We start from the raw sequence: 23,513 nt of genomic DNA, 5'->3' as shown, positions 1-23,513 counted from the left end.
CCACCCCCGGCGACCGTCCCTGGCAGTGCTCTCACGCCGGCCGCCGGCCGGCTCTCCCGTCGATTCTCATGTGGTGGACAGGGCGACGGTCGGGGAGAGCCGGGCGGCGCGCATGGCGGGGTAGATCCCCGCGATGACGCCGATGACGAGGGTGGCGCCGACCGCGCCCCCGATCGCCCAGGGCGGCACGACCGTGGGCAGGCCGCGGGACAGGGCGTAGCCGGCCGTGGCGAGCGAGCCCAGGACGGCCCCCACGACGCCTCCCAGCGCGGACAGGAGCAGGGACTCGGCCAGGAACTGGATGCGGACCTGGCCCCGGGTCGCGCCGAGGGAGCGGCGCAGGCCGATCTCCCGGCGCCGTTCGAGCACCGAGATGACCATGGTGTTCGCCACGCCGACGCCGCCCACCAGCAGCGCGACCGCCCCGAGGCCGAGCAGCAGGTTCGTGAACGCGCCCGCGGCCGCGGCCCTGGCGGCGAGCGCGTCCGAGGGCCTGCTCACCTCCACCTCCTGCGGGTTCTCCGGGTTCACCGTGCGCGGCAGGACGTCCCGTACGGTCTCCACCGACTCTTCGCTCGAACGCTCGTAGATCTTCGAAGGATGTCCGTCGAAGCCGAGGAGCCTTTCGGCCACGGGGAACCCGACGAGGGCCGAGCGCTCGATCTCCGGGGCGAGCGGCATGGGCCCGAGGATGCCGACGACGGTGAACCAGCGCTCGCCCATCCAGACCTGCACGCCGATCCTGGTGATGCCCAGCCGCTTGGCGGCCTCCGAGCCGAGGACGACGGCCGGCTGCCGTTCCGTGGCGGCGTTCAGCCACGCGCCCTTCGTCACGCGGCCCTCCAGCGTCGTCAGGAGCTCGGTGGTCGCGGCCTGGACGCTGATGCCGCCGGTGACGGCCGCCGGGATGCGGTCCGTACGACGGATCGTGGTGTCGATGGAGCCGGTGGCGGAGGCCGTGTAGACCGGGCCGACGCGTCTGACCATGGGCACGGCGGTGGTGGGGAGCTCGGCCTGCTCCCCGAACAGGGTGTGACCCGGGGACACGGTGAGCAGGTTGGTGCCGAGCCGGTCGAGCTGGCGCAGCAACTCCTCCCGTGAGGACGACGAGATGCCGATCACGGCGATCATGGTGGCGATGCCGATGGCGATGCCGAGCGCGGACAGGATCACCCTGGTGGGGCGGGCCCGCAGCCCGGCCGCGCCCACGCGCAGCACGTCGGACGGCGCGAGCCGGGACGGGCTCAGTCTGCGGGTCATGTCCTGCTCCCGGTGATGTCCGCCGCCGCACGCTCCGCCCGCCCCGGGACGTCCGCCGCGCTTCCGGTCCGCCCCGGGACGTCCGCTGAACCGTCCGCCTGGTCCGCGGCGTCCGCCGTGCTCCCGGCTCGCCCCGGGACGCCGGCCGGGGGGTCGGCCCCGTTTCCCGCGTCGTCGACGATCCGGCCGTCGCGGACCCGGACCCGGCGCGGGCACCATTCGGCGATCTCCGCGTCGTGCGTGATGACCGCGATGGTCGTGCCCGCGGCGTGCAGGTCGCGCAACACGCTCAGCACCTCGGCGCCCGCGGCCGAGTCGAGGTTTCCCGTCGGCTCGTCGGCCAGCAGCAGCGGCGGGTCCCCCGCCACGGCGCGGGCCACCGCGACCCGCTGCTGCTCGCCGCCCGACAGCTGGTGCGGCTTGTGCGCCAGCCGGTGGCCGAGGCCGACCCGTTCCAGGGCGGCGGCGGCCCGCTCGCGCCTCTCCCGGCGGGGAGTGCCGGTGTAGAGCAGGCCCTCGGCCACGTTGTCCAGCGCGCTGACGCCCGGCGCGAGGTGGAACTGCTGGAAGACGAACCCCAGGCTGCGGCCGCGCAGCGCGGACAGCTCCCGGTCCGACAGCCCCGCCACGTCGAACCCGTCGATGCGCACGGTTCCGCTGGTCGGGCGGTCCAGCGTTCCGATCATGTGGAGCATGGTGGACTTGCCGGATCCCGACGGGCCGACGATGGCCAGCAGCTCGCCCCCGGCCACCGTCAGGTCCACTCCGCGCAGCGCCTGCACGTCACCGGCGTAGACCTTGGTCACGCCCCGCAACTCCACGACGTACGGCACACTCATGACGCCGGCACCCCGACCTTCATGCCCTCCGACAGCCCCGCGCCGGTGATCTCCACCATGCCGCCGCCGAACGCGCCGGTCTCGACCGCCACGATCCGCGTGGAGCCGCCCTCGACGACCTCGACGCCGAAGCCGCCCTCGCGCAGCGCGAGCAGCGCCTCCACCGGTACGGCGAGGACGTTCCTGTGCCGCTCGCTCTCCATCTCCACCTCAACCGGGGCCTGGTCGAGCCCGGTCTTCGGCGTCTTGCCGAGCGTGATGTCGACGTCGACGGTCGAGGTGTCGTCGTTGGGATCCTGGCTCGCCTGGGCGACCGAGCCGACCGAGGTGATCCTCCCCTTGACGCGCTCGCCGCCGGGCAGTTCGACCGTCACCTTCGCGCCCCTGCGGGCCAGGTCCAGGTCGGCGGTGTCGAGGTCCACGTGCACCAGCCGCCGGATGCCGGTGACGGTGAGCACCTGCGCGCCTGGCGCGGCACGGTCGCCGACCTCGACCTTGGCCTCGGTGACGCGGGCCACCCCGGGCAGGAAGACCACCTGCGAGGCGTCCACCCGCCCGGTCTCGGGCAGTCCCCGATCGTCCTGCCATTCCTTGACGGCCAGGTACGTGGCGTAGCTGAAGTGATCGTCGACGGTCATGTAGTCGCCGTATCCGAGAGCCTTCAGATTGCGTTCGAGCTGCTCCACGTCCGGGCCGTCCGAGACGCCCTCATGCAGCTCCCGGTAGAGGGGCAGCTTGCCGTACATGAGCACGACGGGTCTGCGGTCGACCCTGAGCAGCGCCCGCCCCCGGCGGATCACCGCTCCCTCGGCCGGCGCCCAGGTCACGGTGCCGGCGGCGCCGGTGCTCACGCGGCGTTCGCCCGAGTAGGTGAGCGCGCCGTCGACGGTCTTGGTGTCGACCAGGTCCCGCCGTTCGACCGTCGCCGTGGCCGGGACGGACGCCGCGGCCGGAGCCGGCGTGCCGCCGGTGCGGTCGCCGACCACGACGAGCGCCGTCCACGCCGCGGCGACCGCGAGAACGCCGCCGGCGGCGAACACGAGTCCCTTCCTCATGGCGTGCCCTTGCCGGGCGCGAACTCCTGGCACGCCTCCTGCGCGGCCTTGACCTTCGACTCCGGGGTTCCCGCCTTGATCTTGACCCGGATCATGCCGTCGGAAGTCGGGTCCGGCACGTCGATGCCGTGCTCGCGCATGCACTGGGCGAACTTGAGGGCCTGGTCCAGCTGCCGCGGGTCCGGCTTACCGCCCGCCTCGCCGATGGAGGCCTGGAGGAAGTGCTGGCAGGCCTGCTGGGCCTCCTGGACGTTCTGCCCGTCCCCCTTGTGCGCCTCGATCTTGATCTCTCCGTTGGGGCCCGGGTCCTGCATGTTGACGCCGTGCTCACGCATGCACTGCGCGAACTTCAGCTGCGCCTCCCTGCGGTCGGTCGGCGCCGAGCCGGACGCCGAGGCCGCCGGTTTCGCCGTGCCGCCATCCGCGCTGGCCACGCCGTCGTTCTGCGCGGCGGCGCCGCACGCGCTGACCGCCAGTGTCAGCGCCAGGGGTGTGGCCGCCAGCAACCGTCGTACGTTCATGACATGCCGCTCCTTCGCGCCGCGGGTCGCTCGCCCGGGGCGCGAGGCTCACTCCAGCGAGCCGGGTGCTAAACGCGGATAAGCGGGATCGCCTTACTCGTGGCTAACACCCGTTCCGCCACCCTCGACGCAGGGGTGGAAGGGGGAGCGGATGCGCGTGCTCGTGGTGGAGGACGAAGAGGAACTGGCCGACATGATCGCGCACGGCCTGCGGCTCCACGCGATGGCCGTCGACGTGGTCTACGACGGGCAGGAGGCGCTGGAGATGGCCTCCTACGTCCGCTACGACGTCGTCGTCCTGGACCGGGACCTGCCCGAGGTGCACGGGGACGACGTCTGCGGCGAGCTGCGCAACGGCAGCCGCGTCCTCATGCTGACGGCGGCCGGGCGGGTCCACGACCGTGTCGAGGGGCTGTCGCTCGGGGCCGACGACTACCTGACCAAGCCGTTCGCCTTCGCCGAGCTGGTGGCCCGGATCCGCGCCCTGTCCCGGCGCTCCCCGAGGGAGACGCGGTCCACACTGGAGCGGGCCGGGATCACGCTCGATCCCGCCCGCCGTACGGTCACCCGCGACGGGCGGGAGATCACTCTCAACCGCAAGGAGTTCGACGTGCTGCACGAGCTGCTGCGCGCAGGAGGGCGCCTGGTCACCACGGCCGACCTGCGCAGGAGTGTGTGGGACGAGTACGCCGACACCGGCAGCGGGGTGCTGCGGGTCACCCTGACGTCGCTGCGCAAGAAGCTCGGCACGCCCCCGCTGATCGAGAACGTGCCCGGCCGGGGGTATCGGCTGTGAGCGGCGGGGCGCGGGTCAGGGCGGCCCGCCACTGGTGGGAGACGCGCCGGCTGCGGACCCGGCTCACGCTGCTGTACGGCGGGCTGTTCTTCGCGGCCGGGTCGATCCTGCTGTGGCTCACCTATCTGCTGACCGCCCGCGTGCTGACTCAGCAGTTCAACATGAAGGTCATCAGCCAGAGCCGGGGACTGCCGCTCGATGTGCCGACGAAACAGCAGGTGAACCAGGTCTTCCTGAGCGACATCGAGAACCGGACGAGCAGCGTGCTCAGCGAGATGATCCGTTCGTCCCTCGTTGTCATGATCATGATCGGGATCATCGCGTTGCTGCTGGCCTACCTGGTCGCCGACCGGGCGCTGCGGCCTCTCGAACGGGTCACCGAGACGGCGCAGCGGCTGTCGGAGAGCACGCTGCACGAGCGGATCGGGTTGCGCGGCCCGCACGACGAGGTCAAGAGGCTGGCCGACACCTTCGACGCGATGCTCGACCGGCTGCACCGGGCGTTCGACGCGCAGCGCCGGTTCATCGCCAACGCCTCACACGAGCTGCGCACACCTCTCGCGATCAACCGTACGGTCCTGGAGGTGTCGCTCGAGGAGCCCGAGGCGTCCGCCGACCTCAAGACGATGGCCCGCGCGCTGCTGGGCACCAACGCGCGCTACGAACGGCTGATCGAGGGTCTGCTCCTGCTCGCCCAGTCGTCGCAGGAGCTGACGACGCGCAAGCGGCTCCGGCTCGATCACGTCGTGCGCGCGGCTCTCGACCAGCTCGGCCAGGCCGATCCGAGGTCCCGCAGGCGGACGACGGCCGTCCACGAGGACCTGCGTCCGCTGACGGTGGAGGGCGACCCGCTCTTCCTCGAGCGCGCCGTCTTCAACCTGGTGGAGAACGCCGTCAAGTACAACGTGCGCGACGGGAAGGTGTGGGTCTCCTGCGGCGCGGACGGCCTGACGGTGGAGAACACCGGGCCTCCGATTCCGCCGTACGAGGTGGAGGATCTCTTCGAGCCCTTCAGCCGGCAGCAGGGCGACCGGGTCCGCTCGGCGCGCGGCGCGGGGCTCGGGCTGTCGATCGTCCGCGCCATCGTCGACGCCCACGGCGGGACGGTCACCGCGGTCGCGCGTCCGGAGGGGGGCCTGCGCGTCACGATCAGGTTGCCCGCGCCCCCGGCTCCGCTGGAGCCCGACCGGAGGACGCCGCTTCCGGCCGGCTCGACGGCGTCCGCGGACTGACGGACCCGCCACGTCCTGCGCGAAGCGCCCGCACCTGTGTGGTGCGATGGGTGGGTGGACCTGTGGGAGCCGCGTCAGGTCAGCGCCGCCGGAGCCGCCGGAAGAACGAGCGCGTCTCGCGAGGCGGTTCGGGGCGGTCGTCCTGCGCCACCGGATGGCGGCTGCGCCACTCGCGGGCCACGTCCTCCACGTCGATGAGCCGCTGGAACGCCGGCGGGCCCGTCAGGGGCCTGCCCCGGCTCTCGCGGATCTTCTCGTTCATGGCCTCGACGATCCGGCGGGCCTCCGCCTCGGTCCTGGCCTCCAGGGCAGCCGCGCGGGAGTCCTCGGCCTCCTTCCGCAGGGCGAGCGTCCCGGGCAGGGGGAACGCCAGGCCCGCGCCGAAGGCCGAGCTCGCCGACGCCGCGAAGCCGGGCAGGCTCCCGGTGTTGCTGCTGGCGGGATTCCCCGGCCTGCTGAGATCGGCCGCGTACACCCAGCCCTGCAGGCCCGACGCCAGCGGAACCAGGACGCGCCGGTAGTCGTCGACCTCGTACTCGTCGGCTGCGGCGAGCTCGTCCTCGCTCAGGCGGAGCGCGGTCCCCTCCACGACATCGTCCGCACGTCCCGTGGCCTGCAGGATCGGGTGATGGGTGGCGCCGCTGACCGCGACGACGTGCGGATCGGTGATCTCGACCATGGACAGCCGGTAGCCGGGCAGCGCGTCCGGAGTACCGATCACCTCGCGGCCGAACACCGACAGCTGTACGTCGCGCTGACGCAGCGTGCCGTACGAGAAGAGAACGACAGGGTAATCGGCCATACGGCCATCATCTCGAACCCCGCTCGAGCAGGAACGCGGTCTCACGTGCCCTGACGCGGTGGTGGATTTCTCATGCGGTCGCATTGCCACCCGTACGTCCGGCTTTTACGATGCAAGTGCATTGCAAAAGCGGAGGAGGACCATGCCCATCCGGACGACGCGCCACAACGCGGTGGAGATCGCCTACGAGACGTTCGGGTCGCCGGACGGCGAGCCCCTGCTGCTGATCATGGGTACGGCCATGCAGATGGTGATGTGGCCCGACGAGCTGTGCTCCATGCTGGCCGGCCACGGGTTCGCCGTGGCCAGGTTCGACAATCGCGACGCCGGCCTGTCGACGCACTTCTCGGAGGCAGGGCGGCCGGGGCTGGCCAAGGACTGGTTCAGGGCCGGCAGGACCGCGGCGTACCGGCTGGAGGACATGTCCGACGACGCGCTCGCCGTGATGGACGCGCTCGGCTGGAGCAGCGCGCACCTCTTCGGGGCGTCTCTGGGCGGCGCCATCGCCCAGCTCACGGCGATCCGGCACCCTGAGAGGGTGCGCAGCCTCACCGTCTCCTCCAGCTACGCCGGGTGGAAGCGCGGCAGGGTGAACATGCGGACCGTGCTCAGGCTGATGCTCAGCCAGAGTCTCAGGAGGTACCCCGCCGGACGGGAGGGAGCGGTCCAGCGCGTCGTCGACGCGATGCGCATCCTCGGATCGCCCGGCTATCCGCTCGACGAGGCGTGGTGGCGTCACGCCGCCGGGCTGTCGTACGAGCGCGACTCCAGCCCGGCGGGCGGGGAGATGCGCCAGTCCGCCGCGGCCGGGGCGACCGGTGACCTGCTGCCACGGCTGGCCGCGGTCGACGTGCCCACACTGGTCGTCCACGGTGAGGACGATCCGATGATCCGGCCGCGCTCGGCGAAGGAGATCGCCGACGCCGTTCCCGGCGCCCGTCTCGTCCTCTATCCGGGCATGGGTCACGACCTCCCGCGCGAACTCTGGCCCGCTGTCGTCGACGAGGTCCGCGCCGTGGCCGGCCGTACGCAGCCGGCGTCCGACTGACACGGCCGGCGCCCGCACAGGCGGAGCCGCCCACCGGCGTACGGCTCTCGGTCACGGCCGGTGCGAGAGGCCCTCGCGTTGCCGGGCGCGGCGGGCCAGCAGCGCCGCGTCGGCGACGCCGGTGTCCTCCAGGGCGACGACGCGGGCCTGCGGGTGCGCGGCCCGGGCGATCCGGGCGAGCACGTGTCCGGGGGGCGCCTGGACGAACAGGGTCGTGCCGAGCTCGCCGAGCAGGGCGGTGATGTCGCGCCACCGCACGGTGGCGGCGACGGCGCGGGCGAGGTCGTCGAGGACGGCGTCGGCGTCGTGGAGGAGACGACCGGTCGAGTTGCTGAGGTAGGGGACGGCGAGGGCACGCCGGGGGACCGTCGCGAGGTGGTCCGCCATCGCGTCGGCGACGTGGCCGAGCAGCGGGCAGTGTGAGGGGACGCCGATGTCCAGGAGCTGGACCCGCCGGGCGCCGCACGCCGCCGCCGCGGCGGCGAGGCGGTGCAGCGCGCGGACGCTGCCCGAGACGACGACCTGCTGGTCGGCGTCGACGACGGCGACGTAGGCGGGGTCGTCGCCGGTCGTGATCGACTCGACGAGGCGCCGGACCTGGAGCACGCCCAGCCCGAGGACGGCCGCCATGCCGTACCCGGAGGGGAAGGCGTCGCGCATCAGCTCGCCGCGGCGGCGCACCGCGGGGAGGGCTTCGGCGAAGGTCAGGGCGCCGGCGGCGACGGCGGCGGGGAACGCGCCGATGGAGTGCCCGGCCACGGCGTCGGGCGTGGCGCCCTCGTGCGCGAGCGCGTTGGCCGCGGCGACGCCCGCGACGCAGAGGGCGACCTGCGCGGTGACGGTCGAGGTCAACGCCTGCGCGCCGTCCTGCCGGGATGAGCCGGGCAGGATCCGTTCGGCCTCGGCGAGGGTCGCGGCGACGGCCGGGTGGTCGGGCAGGTCGTGGAGCATGCCGGGCCGCTGGGTGCCCTGGCCGGGGTACAGGAAGGCGACTCTCATGCGCGGGCCCACGGGTCGTCCACCAGTTCGGGGCCGTGCCGGGAGCGAAGCAGGGCGGGTCCGCCGGTACGGGCCCACTCCGTGAGGCTGATCCCACCTCGCGGGGTCTCCACCTGGCAGTCGACCGTACGGGGAAGTCCCGCGAAGGCGGCCGCCAGCCGCGCGGCCAGGGCCGGTTCCATCCTGCGCGGCGCCCGGATCAGCAGGTCCAGATCGCTTCCGGGGTGCGTGGCCGGCTGTCCGGTGGCCAGTTCGAAGCCGACGCCGCCGATCGGGCCCCAGGCGACGTCGTCGTCCAGTTCGTCGCGAAGCCGTACGGCGACGGCCGCCAAGGTGGCGGCCAGCGGAGGCAGACGGGGACGCCGTCCGGTCAGGTCCTCGGGCGGCACGCGGCAGGTCACCGCGTGGGCGGGGACGAGGGCGGCCTGGCGCTGCCATCGCTCCCGGCCGCGCACGCCGATCGGGATCCGGCCGGGTGGCTGGGGCGCCCGCCGTACCACCGCCCAGGGGCAGGCGGCGAGCGACGCCGCGGCCCAGCCGGGAAGCCCGGGGTCGGCGACGGTGTCTCCCGCGATGCGCAGCAGGTCGTGGGGGCGCGCGGCCATCGCCGGCGCGTGGTCGTCGCCGTGCGCGGCCATCGTCGTCCCGGGCCCGTAGCGGTGCGGACTCATCGCGGTACGGACCCGTCGTCGCGGACTCGTCGCGGACTCATTGAGGTGCGGTCCCGTCGTCGTCGCGGACGCGTCGCCATTGGGCGGCCAGCGCCTCGTGGACGCGGCGGGAGGCCACCCGGGTCTCCCGTGCGCCGGGCGAGTCGAGGCGGTTGCTCAGGTCGCGCGGGCCGCGGCGGGCGCGTTCGACTGCGGCCGTGAGCGCCTCCTTCACCGTCGTCACGTCCCTTTCGGTGGGGTCGTCGGCGTCGTCCACGTCCAGGAGCCGGTCGCACAGGCCGAGCCTCGCCCAGTCGGCGACGTCGTAGGACAGCGGCGGGATGCGGCGGGCCAGCTCATCGAGCTCCTCGACGGTCCGCAGGGTCACCTTCGCCGCGGCCCGCTTGTGCATGGCGTGGACCACCACGCCGGGGTCGTCGAGCGCCAGGATCTGGTTGGCCTGGCCGCCGTGTGCGAGCAGTCCTCCGGACAGGGCCTGCCCGACGATGAGCGCGATGACGGGGTGTCCGGCGGTGCGGGCGGAGACGTAGGCGTCGACGGCGGCGGCCAGGGCCTGGTGGATGCCGACCATCTCCTCGACGCGTCCGTAGGCCTGGCTGGGCAGGTCGACGACGGCGACGATCGGGCGGCGGCGGTCGTCGGGCAGGTGCGCGTCGCCGGCGACGACCTCGGTCACCGCCTCGGCGAGGGCAAGTCCTTCGCGCAGGCCGACCTCGCCGTTGCGGGCGCGGGGGTAGGGGCTTCCCGGGTCGGGAACGACGGCGATCAGGCGGGCGACGTCGTGTCCCACCGTGCCGTCCGCCGTGATGACCGACGGCACGGCGTCCCCCACGGCGCCGTCCGCCAGCGCGTGCGTCCAGGTCCGCCCGCGGCTCGTCATCCGTCCCCCTCCGGCGGTGCGCCCTTCGCCGGGGCCGCCAGGCCGGACGGCTCGGGCGGGTGGGCCGGGTCGACGGCTTCGACGCGGGCGCGCAGCTCACCGATGCGCTGCGAGCGGTGCTCGCCGGGCACTCCTTGCCGTACGGCCTCGATCACCGCCGAGCGCAGCGCACCGACGTCGTCGAGGACCAGCGCGTCCGCCAGAGCGGTCCTGACGCGTTGGGCTCCGCCGTCGATCGACCAGATCAGCGTGCGGTCGGAGGCGTCGAACTCGGCGAGACCGGCCTCGGACTCGATGACTTCGGGACCGTTGAGCCCGAGCCGGCCCTCGGCCGTCATGATCAGCCTGGTGCAGAGCCCGGCGGCGATGCTCATGCCGCCGAAACAGCCCAGCGCCCCGGCGATGACGCCGATGACGGGCTGGTGGGCGCGCAGCTCCAGCACCGCGGAGCACACCTCGGCGACCGTGGCGAGGCCCAGATTGGCCTCCTGCAGGCGTACGCCCCCGCTCTCCAGCAGCAGCACCGCGCTGGTCGGGATGCCGTCGCGGTTGTCCCTGGTGGCCAGGGACAGCGCCGACGCGATCTTCACGCCGGAGACCTCGCCGATGCCGCCTCCCTGGAAGGCCTGTTCGATGGCGATCGCGACCGCGGGCCGGCCGTCGAGCCTTCCCCTGACCACGACGACGCCGTCGTCCGACTGCGGGACGACGCCCTGCGGCTCCAGCCAGGGCGAGTCCAGGTGGTCGAAGGGCCCGCACAGCTCACGGGCCGTGCCGTCGTCGAGCAGCGCCCCGGCCCGCGCGCGGGCGTCCAGCTCGATGAAGCTGGTACGGCCGAGCAGCGCCTCCCAGTCGGGGGCCGTCATGGCCCGCTCTCCTCGATCGCCTGCCGCAGGCGCAGGGTGACCACCCCGGGAGTTGCTCCGAAGTCGTTGAGCTCGTAGTTGCCGGCGACAGGGTGGCGGGCGAAGAACCGCTCCAGCACGACTCGCCACACCGTGTCGAACCCGTCGACGCTGGTGCGCACCCGCACCCGGGCGGCGCCGTCCGCGGGGATGATCAGGACCTCCAGATCGCCGGAACCGACCACGCCGACGTGGGCTCGCCGGGCGGCCGGCCGCTCCGCGGGGAACTCGTAGGTCAGCGTCTGCATGCCGGCGCCTCCCGTACGGCCCGGGGGGAGCGGGCCCGCCACGGCGCCGCGTCGAGGAAGAGGGCGGCGGCCAGCAGGTCGGCGCTCCCGCCGGGGGACAGCCGCCGTCTCCGCAGCCACGCGTCCAGTTCAATGAGCGCGGCGTGGCCGCAGGCCGTGCCCGCGCCTCCCTCGGCCATCACGCGTCCGGCGCCCAGCCGTACGGCGCGCAGGCCGTCGGGGCCGCCGCGATACAGGACGCAGGTGTCGTCCAGGAGGCTCATCACCTCCAGCAACGCGTCCAGCCTGGCCACCTCCTCGGGGCGGCCGGCCGCTCTGGCCCGGCGCAGCCGCGGCAGCGCGACCTCGGTGACGTGGGGAAAGGCCGCCTCGGCCACGTGCCGGGCGCCGCCTGCCCCGTACCGCCGCCGTACCCGCTCACCATGGGAGGGCGTTCCCGCCGGAGCCCACCGGTCGGGCAGAGCGGCCAGCCTGGCCGCGGCGCGGGCGGCCGCGCGCTCGTCGCCGGCGCCTCCGGCGACGGCCGCGACCAGCAACCCGAGGGCCCACAACGCCCCGCGATGGGTGTTGACCCCACCCGTGACCCGCAGCATCGCCCGCTCGCCCATGCGGCCGAGCCCGCCCAGCTCCTCCCGGAGTCCGACGCAGGCGGCCGTCCGCTCCGCCGCCTCCGCGATCTGCCGGAACGCCGGGCGCAGCGCCTCGGCGGAGGCCAGCAGGAGGGGCAGATCCATGTCGTCGTGCGCGCCGCCTCCGCGGCGGTCGACCAGGCCGGGCGTGGGACTCAGCCAGGCCTCCTCGCGCAGCGCCCGCACGGCCGTGTCCGCGAGCAGCGCCGGGAACGGCGTGCGGGTGCGTCCCCCCGCCGACGTCCCGCTCCCGGCCGCCATCGCGGATCACCAGCTCCGGAACCGGGCGGGCGGGTCGTACAGTCCTCCGGACCAGGCCACGAGGTCTTCGATGCTGCGGGCCGCCAGCAGGGAGCGCCTCGCCCTGCGGATGTCGACGCCGAGATCCTCGGGCAGCGCGACCAGGCCGTCCCGGCGCAGCGCCTCGACGCGCCGCTCGTCGGCGTCGCGGCCGACCGGGGTGGCGCCCGCGATCGCGGCCACCGCTTCGCGCCGTTCGGCCGGCCCCGCGGCCTTGTACAGGTAGGCCACTCCTTCTTCGGTCACCAGGTGGCTGACGTCGTCGCCGTAGATCATGACGGGCGGGACGGGCATGCCCGCGTCCGTGCCGACCTGGACCGCGTCGAGCGTCTCGACGAACGCGGGAACGCCGCCGGCGCGGAAGGTCTGCGTGATCTGCGCGACGAGCTTGCGCCCCCGGAGCGCGGAGGGCTCTCCGGCCCGCAGACCCAGCCACGCGGGGGAGGCATGCCTGCGTCCGTGCGGGTCGTGTCCCATGTTGGGCGCACCCCCGAAGCCGGTCAGCCGGCCCTCGGTGACCGTCGAGGAGTTGGCGTCGGCGTCGATCTGCAGCGACGACCCGATGAACAGGTCCACGGCGTACTGGCCGGCGAGCTGGCACAGCACCCGGTTCGACCGCAGCGAGCCGTCGGGGCCGGTGAAGAACACGTCAGGGCGGGCCGCGACGTAGCGCTCCATGCCGGGTTCCCCGCCGAAGCAGTGCACCGACTCGACCCAGCCGCTCTCGATGGCCGGGATGAGCGTCGGATGCGGGTTGAGCGTCCAGTGCCGGCAGATCTTCCCGCGCAGCCCCAGCTCCTCGCCGTACGTGGGAAGGAGGAGCTCGACGGCCGCCGTGTCGAAGCCGATCCCGTGATTCAGCGTGGTCACGGCGTGCCGCTCGTAGATCCCGCGTATCGCCAGCATCGCCATCAGGATCTCCACCTGGCCGATGTGGCGGGGGTCGCGGGTGAACAGCGGTTCCAGCGCGAACGGCCGCGGGCTCTCCACGATCAGGTCCACCCAGTCGCCCGGGATGTCCACGCGGGGGACCCTGTCGACCAGTTCGTTCACCTGGACGACGGTGACCCCGTCCGAGAAGGCCGTCGCCTCGGCGATGGTGGGCGTGTCCTCGGTGTTGGCGCCGGTGTACAGGTTGCCGTCGCGGTCGGCCTGCTCGGCGCACAGCAGCGCCACGTCCGGGATGAGGTCGACGAACATCCGGGCGTACAGCTCGACATAGGTGTGGATGGCGCCGACCTCGACCGTGCCGTCGGCGAGCAACTGCGCCATCCGGACGCTCTGCGGACCGGCGTACGCGAAGTCGAGACGGCGGGCCACGCCGTGCTCGAACACGTCGAGGTGCTCCGGCAGGCTGATCGAGGCGATCAGCAGATGCAGGTCGTGCACGACATCCGGGTCGCAGGCTGCCAGCGCCTCGGCGAGGAAGTCCGCCTGTTTCTGGTTGTCCCCTTCGAGGACCACCCGGTCGCCCGGGCGCAGCAGCGCCTGCACGGCGTCACCCGTCCGCGCGGCGTCCACGATCCGGCCCGACGCGAACGGCCGGACCGCCGCCAGCCGCTCCCGCTTCGCGGTCCGCCTCCGCGTCCAGTCCCTGACGGGCGCCTTCGCACGGGCCATCGCGTGCCCCCAGTCATGCCGTGACCAGAATCTCGTGCCTCCTAAAGCTCTGAAACTAACTCAAAGGCGGCTAAAAACGGCGCATGCCGAAAAGGGGGACGGGCCGTGTGGAGGGTGCGCCTTTACCATCGTTCGCATGGAGCTGTGGGAGCGTTCCGAGACGCTGGATCTCCTCAGCGGTCTTCTCCGGGAGAGCGCCCACGGCGGCCGCGTGGCGGTGGTGGCCGGCGAGGCCGGGATCGGCAAGTCCGTGCTCGTGGCCGAGTTCGCCCGGCGCTGCGGGCCGGCGGCGTGGGTGCTCTGGGGCGGCTGCGACCGGTTGATCACCCCCCGGGCGCTCGGTCCGCTGCACGACATCGGGCGCCAGGCCGGGGGCGCCCTGGCCGAGCGGCTGAACGCCGGCGCCGCCCAGGAGGAGCTCTTCGCGGCGTTCCTGGACGCGGTCTCCGGCCCGTCGCAGCGTCCGCGGCCGGTCGTCGTGGTGGAGGACGCCCACTGGGCCGACGAGGCCACACTCGACTGGCTGATCTGGTCGGGCCGGCGGATCGGCCGGCTGCCGGTCCTGTTCGTGGTGACCTACCGCGATGACGAGGTGGGCGCCGAGCATCCGCTGCGGGGCGCCCTTGCCGCCCTGCCCAGCGCGATCACCCGGCGCGTGTCGCTGCCGCCGCTGTCGCGCGAGTGCGTGGACGGTCAGGCGCACCGGGCCGGACGGGATCCGGAGCAGGTCTACCGGCTGTCCGGCGGCAACCCGTTGCTGGTGACCGAACTGCTCAAGGCGGAGGGGCGGGCGGTGCCGGCCACCGTGCAGGACCTCGTCCTGGACCGGCTGCGGCAGTTGCCGCGGCCCGCCCGGGAGCTGGCCCATCTGGTGTCGGTGATCCCGACCCGCGCCGACGCCGCCGTCGTGGCGGGAGCGCCGGACCTGGTCGAGATGTGCGTCGACGCCGGGGTTCTCGTGCCGTCCGGCGACGGTGTGTCGTACCGTCACGAGTTGCTGCGCGGCGCGGTGGAGGACACGCTGTCGCCCGCGCGCCGCGCCGCGCTGCACCGGCGGGTGCTGGACGTGCTGGCCGGGGTCGCCGGGATCGATCCGGGCCGCCTGGTGCACCACGCGACGCAGGCGGGGGACGAGGCCGCCGTCCTGCGGTACGGCCAGGTGGCGGGGGCCGGCGCGGCCCGGCAGGGCGCCCATCGGGAGGCGACGGCGCACTACCGGTCGGCGGCCGTGTACGCCGACCGGCTGCCGGCCGCCCGCCGCGCCGAGCTGCTGGAGGCCTACGCGTTCCAGGCGTACCTGGCCGGGCTGGCCGAGGAGGGGTTGCGCGCCCGGCGGGCGGCGCTCGCCGTACGGGAGAGTCTCCGGCAACCCGAGGCGGCCGGGGAGAACCTGCGCTGGATCTCCCGGCTGGCCTGGTGGGCGGGGGACGCGGAGCAGGCCTGGGAGGCGGCCGCGCGGGCGGTCACCGTCCTGGAGTCCGAGCCGCCGGGCCGGCACCTGGCCATGGCCTACAGCAACCGGTCGCAGCTGCACATGCTCGCGGGCGAGCCGGAGCCGGCGGTCGCGTGGGGGGAGCGGGCGCGGACCCTGGCCGATCGGCTGGGGGACGCGGAGACCTCCGTCCACGCCGAGATCAACGTGAGCACGGCCCGGCTCACGGGCGGCGACGAGACCGCGGCCGCGGCGCTGCGGGAGGTGCACGAACGCGCCTCGGCCCTCGGGATGGCCGATCACGCCGCCCGGGCGCTGGTCAACCTGGCGACCGCGCTGGTGCAGCTGGCCGAGTACGAGGCGGCCGCACCGGCGGTCGACCGTGCGCTGGCGTACGCCACCGGACAGGACCTCGACGGGTATGTCCAGTACCTGCTCGGGGTGCGGGCGGGGGTGCGGCTGGTGCGCTGTGACTGGGCCGGCGCTCTCGCCGACGCGGACGCGGCGCTCGACCGGCCCGCCCGGGCCGGGGTGGCCGTGGTGCCCGCGCTGCTGGCGCGCGGCAGGATCCAGGCGGCCCGCGGGGAACCGGAGGCGCGGGCCACGCTCGACGAGGCCCTTCGCCAGGCCGAACGCACCGGCGAGGTGCAGCGGGTCTGCCCGGTGGCGGCGGCCCGGTCGGAGTACTTCCTCCTGTACGGCGATGCAGGGCGTGCCGCCGAGGAGGCCCGGCGCGGGCTGGACCTGGCCGGTCGGGTGCGCCATTCGGTGTACATGGGGGAGCTGGCCTACCGGCTGTGGCGGGCCGGGGGCGCCGGATTCCCCGAGGCGGGGGCCCGGCCGTACCGGATGATGGCCGACGGAGACTGGGCGGGCGCGGCGGCGGAGTGGGCCCGGCGCGGTGCCCCGTACCTGCGCGCCGAGGCGCTGGCGGGCGGCGACCGGGGCGCGGCGGCCGAGGCGTTGCGGGTCCTCGGCGAGCTGGGGGCGACGCGGACGGCGGAGCGGCTGCGGGCCGAGCTTCGACGGCGCGGGTTCACCGGGATGCCGCGCGGCCCGCGCCCGGCGACGGCCGCCAACCCCGGCGGCCTCACGCCGCGGCAGGCGGAGGTGCTCGCGCTGCTGACCGAGGGGCTGTCCAACGCCGAGATAGCCGGGCGCCTGTCGCTGTCGGCCAAAACCGTCGATCATCACATCTCCGCCGTGCTGGGCAAGCTCGGTGTGGCGAGCCGGGGCCAGGCGGCCGCCGCGGCACACCGGCTGAACCTGGTCCGGAAGCCGGCAAAGTAGGGAGTTCTCCCCAATCGCGGATCGTCGCGAGGACCTACCGTTCCACGCGCAGCCGCAAGGAGGAGACATGAGTTATCTCAGCACGCCCGCCGAGTCACCGCTCTACGAGGCCGAGCGGGCCGCGATGGGATACGTGCCCAACTACCTGCGGGTGCTGGCGCCGCGACCGGAGGTCTATCAGGCCTGGCTGCGGCTGGCGGAGGCGGTCAGGGCCGGCATGGACCTGCGCCGCTACGAGTTGGTCACCCTGACGGCGGCCCGCCGCCTCGGCTCCGCGTACTGCGGTCTCGCGCACGCGGGCGTGCTGCGTCAGCGGTTCTACGACGACGCGGCGCTGCGGGCGATCGTGGCCGACCACCACGACGCGGGGCTGGCGCCGGTGGACGTGGCGGTCATGGACTTCGCGGACCGCGTCGCCGCCGATCCCACGGCGGTGACCGAGGGGGACATCGCCGTCCTGCGCGGGCACGGGCTGGCCGACGACGACATCCTCCAGATCGTCCTCGCGGTCTGTCTGCGCCGGTTCTTCAGCGGTGTGCTGTCCGCGGTCGGCGCCGTCCCGGATCCGGTCCTGCGCGACCTGCCCCCCGATGTCCGGGCGGCCGTCGAGGCCACCGGCGACGAGGCATCCCCAGCCGGCGGGGCGAGTGACCCGGCCGGCCCGGACGACAACGGACAAGGAGAAGATCATGGCAGGTAAAGCCGTCGTCAGCCTGACCACGGGGCTCGAGGATCCCGAGCGCGTCACCGTGGCCTTCCTGGTCGCGCTCGGGGCGGCCGAACAGGGCCGCCCCACGCTCATGTTCCTCACCAAGGAGGCCGCCCGGCTGGCGTTGGAGGGCGTCGCCACCGCCGTCGCATGTGACGGCTGCCCTCCGCTGGCCGACCTCGTGGCCCGATACGCCAAGGCGGGCGGCCGATATCTCGTCTGCCCGATCTGCTTCGAGGCGCGGGCGCTCGACAGGCGGCGGCTCATCGAGGGCGCGGAGCTGGGTGGCACGATCCCGATGTGGCAGTGGATCGGCGACGAGGGCGCGACCACGTTCAGCTACTGAGCGCCGGGGTGCTCGGGATTCGCTTTCGCGCCGTTCCCTCCGACGGCCATGTCCGGTTCGCGGGCAGGCGTACCTAGGCTGGTCAGAGGGAGGGTCCCGCGCGTTCTCGCCGAGCATCCGCAGGACGGACCCGGTCGCGGGACCCCGCCGTAGAGGCAGGAGGTGGACCTCATGCTCCGGCAGGCATATCTGTCCCTGACCGCCGCGCTCGTCATCGGAGCGGCCGCGCCCGGCGGCGTCACGGCCTCACCACCGGGCGCCGGCCCGTCCGAAGACGGCGCCGCAGGCGCCGCCGTGCTCAGGGCCGCGGCGGTGCTCAAGGACGTCAAGGGGCAGCGCGTGGGCACCCTACGCGTCGAGGACGGAGGGAACGGCAGGACCAGACTGACCATCAGGACCTCGAATCTGCCGCCCGGCTTCCACGGACTGCACATCCACAGGAAAGGCGTCTGCGACCCGCGGTCGACCGACCCGGCCACCGGTAGTCCCTTCTTCAGCGCGGGGCCCCACCTGGGCTCCGGCTCCCATCCCGGGCACGCGGGGGACCTGCCCGGTCTCCTGGTCGCCAGGAACGGCGCCGGCGGCGCGTCCTTCGTCACGGACCGCTTCAATGTGGGCGATCTCCTGAAGGCGGGCGGCACGTCGGTCGTCATCCACGCCAAGCCCGACAACGAGGCGAACGTCCCTGATCGCTATACCCAGTCCGGGAAGGCGGGCCCGGACGCCGAGACGCTCAAGGCCGGTGACTCCGGCGGCCGGATCGCCTGTGGGGTGATCCAGAGGAGGTGACGTACGACGCGGCCGGCTGGCCCTTCGTCTACTGACGGACGGGAGACCCCTCGACGAGGGCCTCCCGCTCGCGGAGCTCTGATCGCCGGGGCCCCCGTAAGGCTCGGCGTCACGCTCCCCGCGCCGTCGGACGGTCACTGGCCGGAGGTCTCCCGCTCGCGGAGCGGCTGCTCGGCGGGCCCCTGCTCGCGTACGTCCTCGCGCTCGCGGACGTCCTCCCGGGTCCCGTTCCGGCGGCGGCGCCGGACGGCCAGGGCCGCGGCGACCAGCCCGGCGAGGACCACGACGAGGAGGAGCAGCAGCGCCCACGGGACGGTCCACGCGTCCGCCGTGTCCTCCACGACGGTGAGCGGGGCGACCGAGCCCGCCGAGTCGGTGAGCAGCGGGAGGAGGCTGACCGTCGCCGTCAGCCGCAGCGCCGGCGTGACCCCGCGTACCGGTACGGAGACCTTCCAGGTGTCACCGGGCAGCAGCTGGGGCGAGTCGCCGATGCGGCCGGCGCGGACGGCCAGGCGGCCGAAGGGGCCGGACACGGACACCGCCTGCCGGGCGGCGAGGATGGCGTTGCCGGTGTTGCGGATCGTGTACGTGACGGTGGCGTCGCCCTTCCCGAACGGGTTGGACGTGCCCGAGTAGCGCACCTGGGCGTCCTCCACCGACACCCTCGGCCTGAGCTCTCCGCCGACGCGCAGCCGGATCCGGATGCCGAGACGCCGGTCCCCCTGACCGGCCTCCGCGGGCACGGTGACGATGCCGCCCATGTACTCGCCGGGCACGGCGCTGTCCGGCAGCGTCAGCGTGAACGGCACCTCGGCCGACTCGCCGGGCGGGACGGTCACGTCGGGCCGGTCCGCATGGACCCAGGCCCCCACCTTCGCCGACGAGACGTCCCTGCCGACGAGGTCGAGTCGCCCGTCCTTCGTGGTGAACCCGTCGGCGGCGTACACGGCGAGGTGGAGCGGCGTGGCGCCGTTGTTGGCGACCACGAGGGCGTCCTCGAGCCGTCCGCCCGGATCCAGGGTGTAGCTGAAGTTCTCTCGGTCCGACCCGAAGTCGTTGGACGCCGTCCTGACCGTCCACGTGGCGTCCCCGTCCGCGGCGGCGGGTCCCGCTCCCGTGACGAGGAGGCCGAGTGTGGCGAGCAGCGCCGCGACGGCGACCTGGGCGAGGGCTGCTGTGGTCGTACGGGGTCTGGACGGGTGCATCTGGTGATCCCTAGGAAAGGCGGGGTGGAAAACGGGTGGTGGGGTGGGCACCGGACGGTGCCCACCCCACCTGGTGGTGGGAGCCGGATCAGCTGATCCTCACGGCCCCACTCGCCCTCGGTCGGCTACTGGAGCCAGTCGGACTCGGGCTTGGCGGGCTTGCCGGGCTCAGGCTTGCCGGGCTTTCCGGGCTTGCCGTCGTTCGTGTGGATCACGACCTTGTCGACGCTGGAGCCGACCGGCTGGGCGGGGGTGGCGCCGCTGTTCGGGCCGCACCACGAGACCTTGCCCAGCTCCACGGCGGAGTTGGGCGCCGCGCAGTTGCCGCTGCGGATGTCCTGGACGATGAGCTTGCCGCCGCGCACCTCGACCTTCACGTAGGTGCGGACGTGCTCCTGGTTCTCGACCGAGTTGGCCCAGTGGCTCTTCGGGTTGAGCGGGTCGGGGCCGTAGTTCGGGTCCGCCGTCGTGTCGGGAGCGGTGAGGTCGTAGTACTTCGAACCCGACGCGGAGTTCGCCGTCACGTAGACGACGCCGCCCGGACCCTCGACCACCTGGGCGTCGCCGGGGCGCTCGTCCTTGTTGGCCTTCTGGCCGTTCTTGATCACGTAGCTACGGGAGTAGCTGTGGTCGTGACCCTGCAGGACCAGGTCGACGCCGAGGTTCGAGAACGCGGTCGGGAAGTCCAGACGGCGCTGCTTGTTGTCGGAGTCGTTGGCGTGGTCGGCCGGAGAGTAGATCGAGTGGTGGTACACCAGCACCGTGTGCTTGGCGTGGGCGCCCTGCGTCTTGACCACGTTGGTGACGTAGCCGATGTGCGCGGCGTCGGCGCCGTTGGCGTACGCGTTGCTGTTGATGTCGATGAACAGGACATCCTTGTAGATGAACCAGTAGTCACCGCCCGACCGGGTGGTGGCGTCGCCGTTGTAGAACGGCGCGGAGCGGTCGGTGTTCGGCGTCCAGAAGTGCTGCTCGTACGCCTTGCCGCCCACGTCGTGGTTGCCGATGGTGGCGGCCCACGGGTACTGGCGCAGCTTGTCGGAGCCGAGGAACGCGTTCCACTGGGTCTCGGTGTTCGCGGACTCGACCTGGTCGCCGCCCGACACCAGCAGCTCGGCCTTCGGGTTGGCGGCGAGCGCGACGTTCAGGGTGTCCTGCCAGCCGGCGCCGTCCTTCGCCGTGTCGCCGGACGAGCCGATCTGCGGGTCGCCGAAGAACAGGAAGTCGAAGTTGCCCTTGAAGCTCTGCGTGCTGAACGTGTAGGTCGCGGACCAGCTGCCCTCGGCGCCGACACGGTAGGAGTACGAGGTGTTCTGCTTGAGCCCGTCGAGGGTGACGTGCGCGTTGTAGCCGCCGTTCACCGTGTTCGCGGTCACCGTGGCCGGGAAGGTGACGACCTTCCGGGGGAACTGGCCGTGCTCCAGGGAGTGCGTCGGTACGACCTGGACCACCTGCGGGGTGTTGGTGGAGGAGTACCAGGACAGCACGCGCTGCGCCTCATCGGCGCCCACACCGAGGACGATCCCCGTGGGAGCGGCCGCGTTGTCGGCGTGGGCCGCGGTCGCCATGCCGACGCCGAAGGCGGCGGTGACGCCCATGGCCGCCGCGGTGGCGGTCATGGCCGCGCGGCGCAGAACGAGCCCGGGGCGCTGCGTCCCCTTGTCGATCTTCATGAAGTTCCATCCAATTTGAGGGTATTGGGGAGGTTTGTCAAGATTCCGGAAGCCGATGACCTAGAGGTGAACGTCAGGCAGGCGGATCGTTGCGCGTGCCGGAAGTTGTGGCGTTTCCTCAGATCCCGGCCACGCGCTCCACGAACCAGACCAGGCCCATCACCGACACACCGGTGGCGATGGCGCCGGTCGTCCCCAGCCCGGCGAGCGGCCGGCGGTGACGCAGCAGGGCGAGCAACGGGAAGACGACGGCGATGATCGACAGCTGGACGACCTCGATGCCCACGTTGAAGACGAGCAGCGACCACAGCAGGGTCCACGACCAGGCCTGGTTGATCCCGAGCGCCGAGGCGAAGCCGAGTCCGTGCACGAGGCCGAAGCAGAAGACCACCGCGAGCCGGGTCCAGCCCGCGCGGTCCAGGCTGAGGTGACCGTGCCCGGTCGTCTCGAGATCCGTCGCGTGCGATCGGCGTCGCCAGAGCCGCCACAGATGCCAGGCCGCGACCACCGCGATCGAAAGGGCGATGACGGGCTCGACGAACGACGCGGGCAGCTGCACGAGGCCGAGGGCGGCGAGGATGAAGGTCACTGAGTGCGCCAGCGTGAAGGTCGTCGCGGCCAGCACGATCTCGCGCAGCCGGCGTGACCCCGCGATGAGCGCGAGCAGGAACAGGATGTGGTCGAGCCCGGTGAGCAGGTGCTCGGCGCCGAGCCGGAAGAACTGCCAGAACCGCTCGAGAAACGACTGCTGCGTGGAGAACGACCGGTGCTGGGCGTCGATCGCGGTGCTCCCGGTCCTCAGGTCGAGGTCGTAGGTCACGATCGTCTTGCTGTCGCGCACGTAGCCCTCGGAGTCGGGGAACAGCCGGGCGCGCACCTCGTGCGACTCGGCGGACTCCGGGCACCGGTAGTCCAGGACCATCAGCGCGTACGGGACGCCCTCGCGCTGCCCGATCCTGAAGCCGCCCTCCTGGGCCGGGGCGCAGGCCCTGCCCTCGGCCGTGACGCCGAACCGCTGGGTGACGTACGCGACGACCGTGCGGGCGTGGGCGTTGAGCGCGGCGGCCTGCTTCGCCGTGTCATGGTCCTCGAACGCCGCGTTGCCCGTCTGGAAGAGCGGGTCGTCCTTCTCGGCGTCGGCGGCGGAGACGACGAGCAGGTCGTACTCCAGCTCGAGTTCGGTACGGACGTGCCCGGTCGCGGGGGAGGTGAGGTCGACGTACACGGTCGAGCTGAGTCCGTGGGCGAAAGCAGGCAGGGCGCTGAGCAGGACGGCCACGGCTGCGGCGGCGATGACAGCACAGGCACGACGCCGAGCGGCGGGGGACATGTGACTCCTTTTCCGGTTTGGGTAACGCAATCTGCTCGACGGAGATGAACGAACGGCGGCTTGCGCGCAAACAGTGACGAACCAGGCCAAGATGGGCACGCCCCCAGCTCCGAGGACGGCACTGGTTGAGGTAGGAAATAGGCGCACTTCCCGTCACCTCGAAGGACGATCCCCATGCGCTCTCGGCTTCTGCCCGCCGGCATGCTCACGGCGGCAGTCGCGACCGTCGTACTGGTCGGTGGATGCGGCTCCGGCGACGACTGGTCCCGGCCGCACGCGAAGCCCACCGCCGTCGGCACTCTCGGCCCGGGGTTCTTCGACCCGGCCGCGCCGCCCGCTCCGGAGGCGACCGTCACGCCCCGGCCCCGGTCGTGGGACGGGGTCCGTCCGTCACCGGACTACCGCGTCGTGCTGCTCACCGCCGGGGACGACCGCCAGACCAGGACACTGGTGGACGCCGTGACGGGATGGGCCGAGGAGCAGCAGGTCAGCCTCAAGACGATCAAGGCGACGAAGCCGGACCAGTTCATCCCGAGCATCAGCAGCGCGCTCCAGATGAAGCCCGACCTCATCATCAGCGCCGGCAACGATCTCATCGACCCGCTGGCGATGGTCACCCCCAACCACCTCGACCAGCAGTTCCTCGTGATCGGCGCCGAGCTGGCCGAGCCCACGGCGAACGTCACCTCCGCCGACTGGGCCGGCGCCTCCTTCCGGGGGGAGGGGCTCGGCGCGTCCTCGACGTACGACGCGGCCTCCTTCACCCCCGAACGCGCCGGGCGCGCCGTGCGGGCCGGTGCCGCGGCGGTGCTCAGCGGCCTGACCGGCGTCGTTATCTGGCTCGACTGAGCCGGGCGTCCGGGGCCCCGGCTCAGGAGGTGCTCCTCCGGCCCCGATGTGCGGCGGGCCCACGGACGGCTCTGCGTCCGTGGGC

23 protein-coding genes are annotated in these 23,513 nt (G+C 73.1%); 8 read left to right on the top strand and 15 right to left on the bottom strand.

Annotated elements, in window-relative coordinates; genetic code table 11:
- Positions 1 to 66: 66 nt before the first annotated feature.
- Genes Mco01_RS37420 through Mco01_RS37405 form a run of 4 tightly spaced genes read right to left on the bottom strand, consistent with a single transcriptional unit; the run spans position 67 to position 3,675 of the window.
- Positions 67 to 1,260 carry an ABC transporter permease gene (locus Mco01_RS37420; protein ID WP_036324174.1) on the bottom strand — a complete coding sequence of 398 codons (1,194 nt, stop codon included), beginning with the start codon at positions 1,258 to 1,260 and terminating at the stop codon, positions 67 to 69.
- A complete protein-coding gene (locus Mco01_RS37415; protein ID WP_204061561.1) occupies positions 1,257 to 2,099 on the bottom strand; it encodes an ABC transporter ATP-binding protein in 843 nt (280 codons plus the stop codon). Before Mco01_RS37415 ends, Mco01_RS37420 begins: the two co-directional genes overlap by 4 nt.
- A complete protein-coding gene (locus Mco01_RS37410) occupies positions 2,096 to 3,154 on the bottom strand; it encodes a peptidoglycan-binding protein (protein WP_204061560.1) in 1,059 nt (352 codons plus the stop codon). Before Mco01_RS37410 ends, Mco01_RS37415 begins: the two co-directional genes overlap by 4 nt.
- Positions 3,151 to 3,675 (bottom strand): hypothetical protein, encoded by a 525-nt coding sequence (locus Mco01_RS37405; protein WP_204061559.1) that lies wholly within the window; start codon positions 3,673 to 3,675, stop codon positions 3,151 to 3,153. The genes Mco01_RS37410 and Mco01_RS37405 overlap by 4 nt, the downstream gene beginning before the upstream one ends.
- Before the next feature lie 151 nt (positions 3,676 to 3,826).
- Here Mco01_RS37405 and Mco01_RS37400 point away from each other — a divergent pair, with 151 nt between their 5' ends.
- Both Mco01_RS37400 and Mco01_RS37395 read left to right on the top strand, forming a co-directional pair.
- Positions 3,827 to 4,471, top strand: coding sequence for a response regulator transcription factor (locus tag Mco01_RS37400; protein ID WP_204061558.1), 645 nt, complete (start codon positions 3,827 to 3,829; stop codon positions 4,469 to 4,471).
- Positions 4,468 to 5,703, top strand: coding sequence for a sensor histidine kinase (locus tag Mco01_RS37395; protein WP_204061557.1), 1,236 nt, complete (start codon positions 4,468 to 4,470; stop codon positions 5,701 to 5,703). The genes Mco01_RS37400 and Mco01_RS37395 overlap by 4 nt, the downstream gene beginning before the upstream one ends.
- 79 nt (positions 5,704 to 5,782) lie before the next feature.
- Here Mco01_RS37395 and Mco01_RS37390 read toward each other — a convergent pair whose 3' ends face one another.
- Positions 5,783 to 6,505, bottom strand: coding sequence for a gamma-glutamylcyclotransferase family protein (locus tag Mco01_RS37390; RefSeq protein ID WP_204061556.1), 723 nt, complete (start codon positions 6,503 to 6,505; stop codon positions 5,783 to 5,785).
- Between the two features lie 142 nt (positions 6,506 to 6,647).
- Here Mco01_RS37390 and Mco01_RS37385 point away from each other — a divergent pair, with 142 nt between their 5' ends.
- Complete coding sequence (locus Mco01_RS37385; protein WP_204061555.1) at positions 6,648 to 7,553, top strand: alpha/beta fold hydrolase; 906 nt, start codon at positions 6,648 to 6,650, stop codon at positions 7,551 to 7,553.
- 51 nt (positions 7,554 to 7,604) lie between these two features.
- Here Mco01_RS37385 and mdcH read toward each other — a convergent pair whose 3' ends face one another.
- The 7 genes from mdcH to mdcA are packed head-to-tail and all read right to left on the bottom strand — an operon-like array spanning position 7,605 to position 13,805.
- Positions 7,605 to 8,552, bottom strand: coding sequence for a malonate decarboxylase subunit epsilon (gene mdcH, locus Mco01_RS37380; protein ID WP_204061554.1), 948 nt, complete (start codon positions 8,550 to 8,552; stop codon positions 7,605 to 7,607).
- Complete coding sequence (locus tag Mco01_RS37375; RefSeq protein ID WP_204061553.1) at positions 8,549 to 9,223, bottom strand: malonate decarboxylase holo-ACP synthase; 675 nt, start codon at positions 9,221 to 9,223, stop codon at positions 8,549 to 8,551. Before Mco01_RS37375 ends, mdcH begins: the two co-directional genes overlap by 4 nt.
- Before the next feature lie 37 nt (positions 9,224 to 9,260).
- Positions 9,261 to 10,103 carry a biotin-independent malonate decarboxylase subunit gamma gene (mdcE, locus tag Mco01_RS37370; protein ID WP_204061552.1) on the bottom strand — a complete coding sequence of 281 codons (843 nt, stop codon included), beginning with the start codon at positions 10,101 to 10,103 and terminating at the stop codon, positions 9,261 to 9,263.
- Positions 10,100 to 10,969, bottom strand: coding sequence for a biotin-independent malonate decarboxylase subunit beta (locus Mco01_RS37365; RefSeq protein WP_204061551.1), 870 nt, complete (start codon positions 10,967 to 10,969; stop codon positions 10,100 to 10,102). Before Mco01_RS37365 ends, mdcE begins: the two co-directional genes overlap by 4 nt.
- Positions 10,966 to 11,256, bottom strand: a complete 291-nt coding sequence (locus Mco01_RS37360; protein ID WP_204061550.1) for a malonate decarboxylase subunit delta — start codon at positions 11,254 to 11,256, stop codon at positions 10,966 to 10,968. Before Mco01_RS37360 ends, Mco01_RS37365 begins: the two co-directional genes overlap by 4 nt.
- On the bottom strand, positions 11,244 to 12,146 hold the full coding sequence (locus tag Mco01_RS37355; RefSeq protein ID WP_204061549.1) for a triphosphoribosyl-dephospho-CoA synthase: 903 nt from the start codon (positions 12,144 to 12,146) through the stop codon (positions 11,244 to 11,246). Before Mco01_RS37355 ends, Mco01_RS37360 begins: the two co-directional genes overlap by 13 nt.
- Before the next feature lie 6 nt (positions 12,147 to 12,152).
- Positions 12,153 to 13,805 carry a malonate decarboxylase subunit alpha gene (gene mdcA / locus Mco01_RS37350; protein WP_204061548.1) on the bottom strand — a complete coding sequence of 551 codons (1,653 nt, stop codon included), beginning with the start codon at positions 13,803 to 13,805 and terminating at the stop codon, positions 12,153 to 12,155.
- Between the two features lie 136 nt (positions 13,806 to 13,941).
- On the opposite strand from mdcA, the gene Mco01_RS37345 reads away from it, so the two are divergent.
- From Mco01_RS37345 to Mco01_RS37330, 4 genes are all read left to right on the top strand, one after another.
- A complete protein-coding gene (locus tag Mco01_RS37345; protein ID WP_204061547.1) occupies positions 13,942 to 16,527 on the top strand; it encodes an ATP-binding protein in 2,586 nt (861 codons plus the stop codon).
- 67 nt (positions 16,528 to 16,594) lie between these two features.
- A complete protein-coding gene (locus tag Mco01_RS37340) occupies positions 16,595 to 17,227 on the top strand; it encodes a carboxymuconolactone decarboxylase family protein (protein ID WP_204061546.1) in 633 nt (210 codons plus the stop codon).
- Positions 17,217 to 17,582 (top strand): DsrE family protein, encoded by a 366-nt coding sequence (locus Mco01_RS37335; protein WP_204061545.1) that lies wholly within the window; start codon positions 17,217 to 17,219, stop codon positions 17,580 to 17,582. Before Mco01_RS37340 ends, Mco01_RS37335 begins: the two co-directional genes overlap by 11 nt.
- A 171-nt stretch (positions 17,583 to 17,753) precedes the next feature.
- Positions 17,754 to 18,371 (top strand): superoxide dismutase family protein, encoded by a 618-nt coding sequence (locus Mco01_RS37330; protein ID WP_204061544.1) that lies wholly within the window; start codon positions 17,754 to 17,756, stop codon positions 18,369 to 18,371.
- A gap of 134 nt (positions 18,372 to 18,505) precedes the next feature.
- On the opposite strand, the gene Mco01_RS37325 is transcribed toward Mco01_RS37330, so the two are convergent.
- The 3 genes from Mco01_RS37325 to Mco01_RS37315 all read right to left on the bottom strand — a co-directional run bounded on the left by Mco01_RS37325 (position 18,506) and on the right by Mco01_RS37315 (position 22,579).
- The gene (locus tag Mco01_RS37325) at positions 18,506 to 19,576 is read right to left on the bottom strand and encodes a WxL protein peptidoglycan domain-containing protein (protein WP_204061543.1); all 1,071 of its coding nucleotides are present in this window, start codon (positions 19,574 to 19,576) and stop codon (positions 18,506 to 18,508) included.
- Between the two features lie 125 nt (positions 19,577 to 19,701).
- Complete coding sequence (locus tag Mco01_RS37320) at positions 19,702 to 21,249, bottom strand: purple acid phosphatase family protein (protein WP_204061542.1); 1,548 nt, start codon at positions 21,247 to 21,249, stop codon at positions 19,702 to 19,704.
- Between the two features lie 118 nt (positions 21,250 to 21,367).
- Complete coding sequence (locus Mco01_RS37315) at positions 21,368 to 22,579, bottom strand: HupE/UreJ family protein (RefSeq protein WP_204061541.1); 1,212 nt, start codon at positions 22,577 to 22,579, stop codon at positions 21,368 to 21,370.
- 174 nt (positions 22,580 to 22,753) lie between these two features.
- Here Mco01_RS37315 and Mco01_RS37310 point away from each other — a divergent pair, with 174 nt between their 5' ends.
- Positions 22,754 to 23,428, top strand: a complete 675-nt coding sequence (locus Mco01_RS37310) for a type 1 periplasmic-binding domain-containing protein (RefSeq protein ID WP_204061540.1) — start codon at positions 22,754 to 22,756, stop codon at positions 23,426 to 23,428.
- The last annotated feature ends 85 nt before the right edge of the window (positions 23,429 to 23,513 follow it).

Origin of the sequence: Microbispora corallina, assembly GCF_016863035.1 — a bacterium.
Lineage (GTDB): Bacteria > Actinomycetota > Actinomycetes > Streptosporangiales > Streptosporangiaceae > Microbispora > Microbispora corallina.
This window is presented reverse-complemented; position numbering and strand designations above follow the sequence as displayed.

Coding starts and splice junctions, on each gene's coding strand:
- Mco01_RS37420 (WP_036324174.1), bottom strand. CDS start 1,260: ATGACCCGCAGACTGAGCCCGTCCCGGCTCGCGCCGTCCGACGTGCTG.
- Mco01_RS37415 (WP_204061561.1), bottom strand. CDS start 2,099: ATGAGTGTGCCGTACGTCGTGGAGTTGCGGGGCGTGACCAAGGTCTAC.
- Mco01_RS37410 (WP_204061560.1), bottom strand. CDS start 3,154: ATGAGGAAGGGACTCGTGTTCGCCGCCGGCGGCGTTCTCGCGGTCGCC.
- Mco01_RS37405 (WP_204061559.1), bottom strand. CDS start 3,675: ATGAACGTACGACGGTTGCTGGCGGCCACACCCCTGGCGCTGACACTG.
- Mco01_RS37400 (WP_204061558.1), top strand. CDS start 3,827: ATGCGCGTGCTCGTGGTGGAGGACGAAGAGGAACTGGCCGACATGATC.
- Mco01_RS37390 (WP_204061556.1), bottom strand. CDS start 6,505: ATGGCCGATTACCCTGTCGTTCTCTTCTCGTACGGCACGCTGCGTCAG.
- Mco01_RS37385 (WP_204061555.1), top strand. CDS start 6,648: ATGCCCATCCGGACGACGCGCCACAACGCGGTGGAGATCGCCTACGAG.
- mdcH (WP_204061554.1), bottom strand. CDS start 8,552: ATGAGAGTCGCCTTCCTGTACCCCGGCCAGGGCACCCAGCGGCCCGGC.
- Mco01_RS37375 (WP_204061553.1), bottom strand. CDS start 9,223: ATGAGTCCGCACCGCTACGGGCCCGGGACGACGATGGCCGCGCACGGC.
- mdcE (WP_204061552.1), bottom strand. CDS start 10,103: ATGACGAGCCGCGGGCGGACCTGGACGCACGCGCTGGCGGACGGCGCC.
- Mco01_RS37365 (WP_204061551.1), bottom strand. CDS start 10,969: ATGACGGCCCCCGACTGGGAGGCGCTGCTCGGCCGTACCAGCTTCATC.
- Mco01_RS37360 (WP_204061550.1), bottom strand. CDS start 11,256: ATGCAGACGCTGACCTACGAGTTCCCCGCGGAGCGGCCGGCCGCCCGG.
- Mco01_RS37355 (WP_204061549.1), bottom strand. CDS start 12,146: ATGGCGGCCGGGAGCGGGACGTCGGCGGGGGGACGCACCCGCACGCCG.
- mdcA (WP_204061548.1), bottom strand. CDS start 13,805: ATGGCCCGTGCGAAGGCGCCCGTCAGGGACTGGACGCGGAGGCGGACC.
- Mco01_RS37345 (WP_204061547.1), top strand. CDS start 13,942: ATGGAGCTGTGGGAGCGTTCCGAGACGCTGGATCTCCTCAGCGGTCTT.
- Mco01_RS37340 (WP_204061546.1), top strand. CDS start 16,595: ATGAGTTATCTCAGCACGCCCGCCGAGTCACCGCTCTACGAGGCCGAG.
- Mco01_RS37335 (WP_204061545.1), top strand. CDS start 17,217: ATGGCAGGTAAAGCCGTCGTCAGCCTGACCACGGGGCTCGAGGATCCC.
- Mco01_RS37330 (WP_204061544.1), top strand. CDS start 17,754: ATGCTCCGGCAGGCATATCTGTCCCTGACCGCCGCGCTCGTCATCGGA.
- Mco01_RS37325 (WP_204061543.1), bottom strand. CDS start 19,576: ATGCACCCGTCCAGACCCCGTACGACCACAGCAGCCCTCGCCCAGGTC.
- Mco01_RS37320 (WP_204061542.1), bottom strand. CDS start 21,249: ATGAAGATCGACAAGGGGACGCAGCGCCCCGGGCTCGTTCTGCGCCGC.
- Mco01_RS37315 (WP_204061541.1), bottom strand. CDS start 22,579: ATGTCCCCCGCCGCTCGGCGTCGTGCCTGTGCTGTCATCGCCGCCGCA.
- Mco01_RS37310 (WP_204061540.1), top strand. CDS start 22,754: ATGCGCTCTCGGCTTCTGCCCGCCGGCATGCTCACGGCGGCAGTCGCG.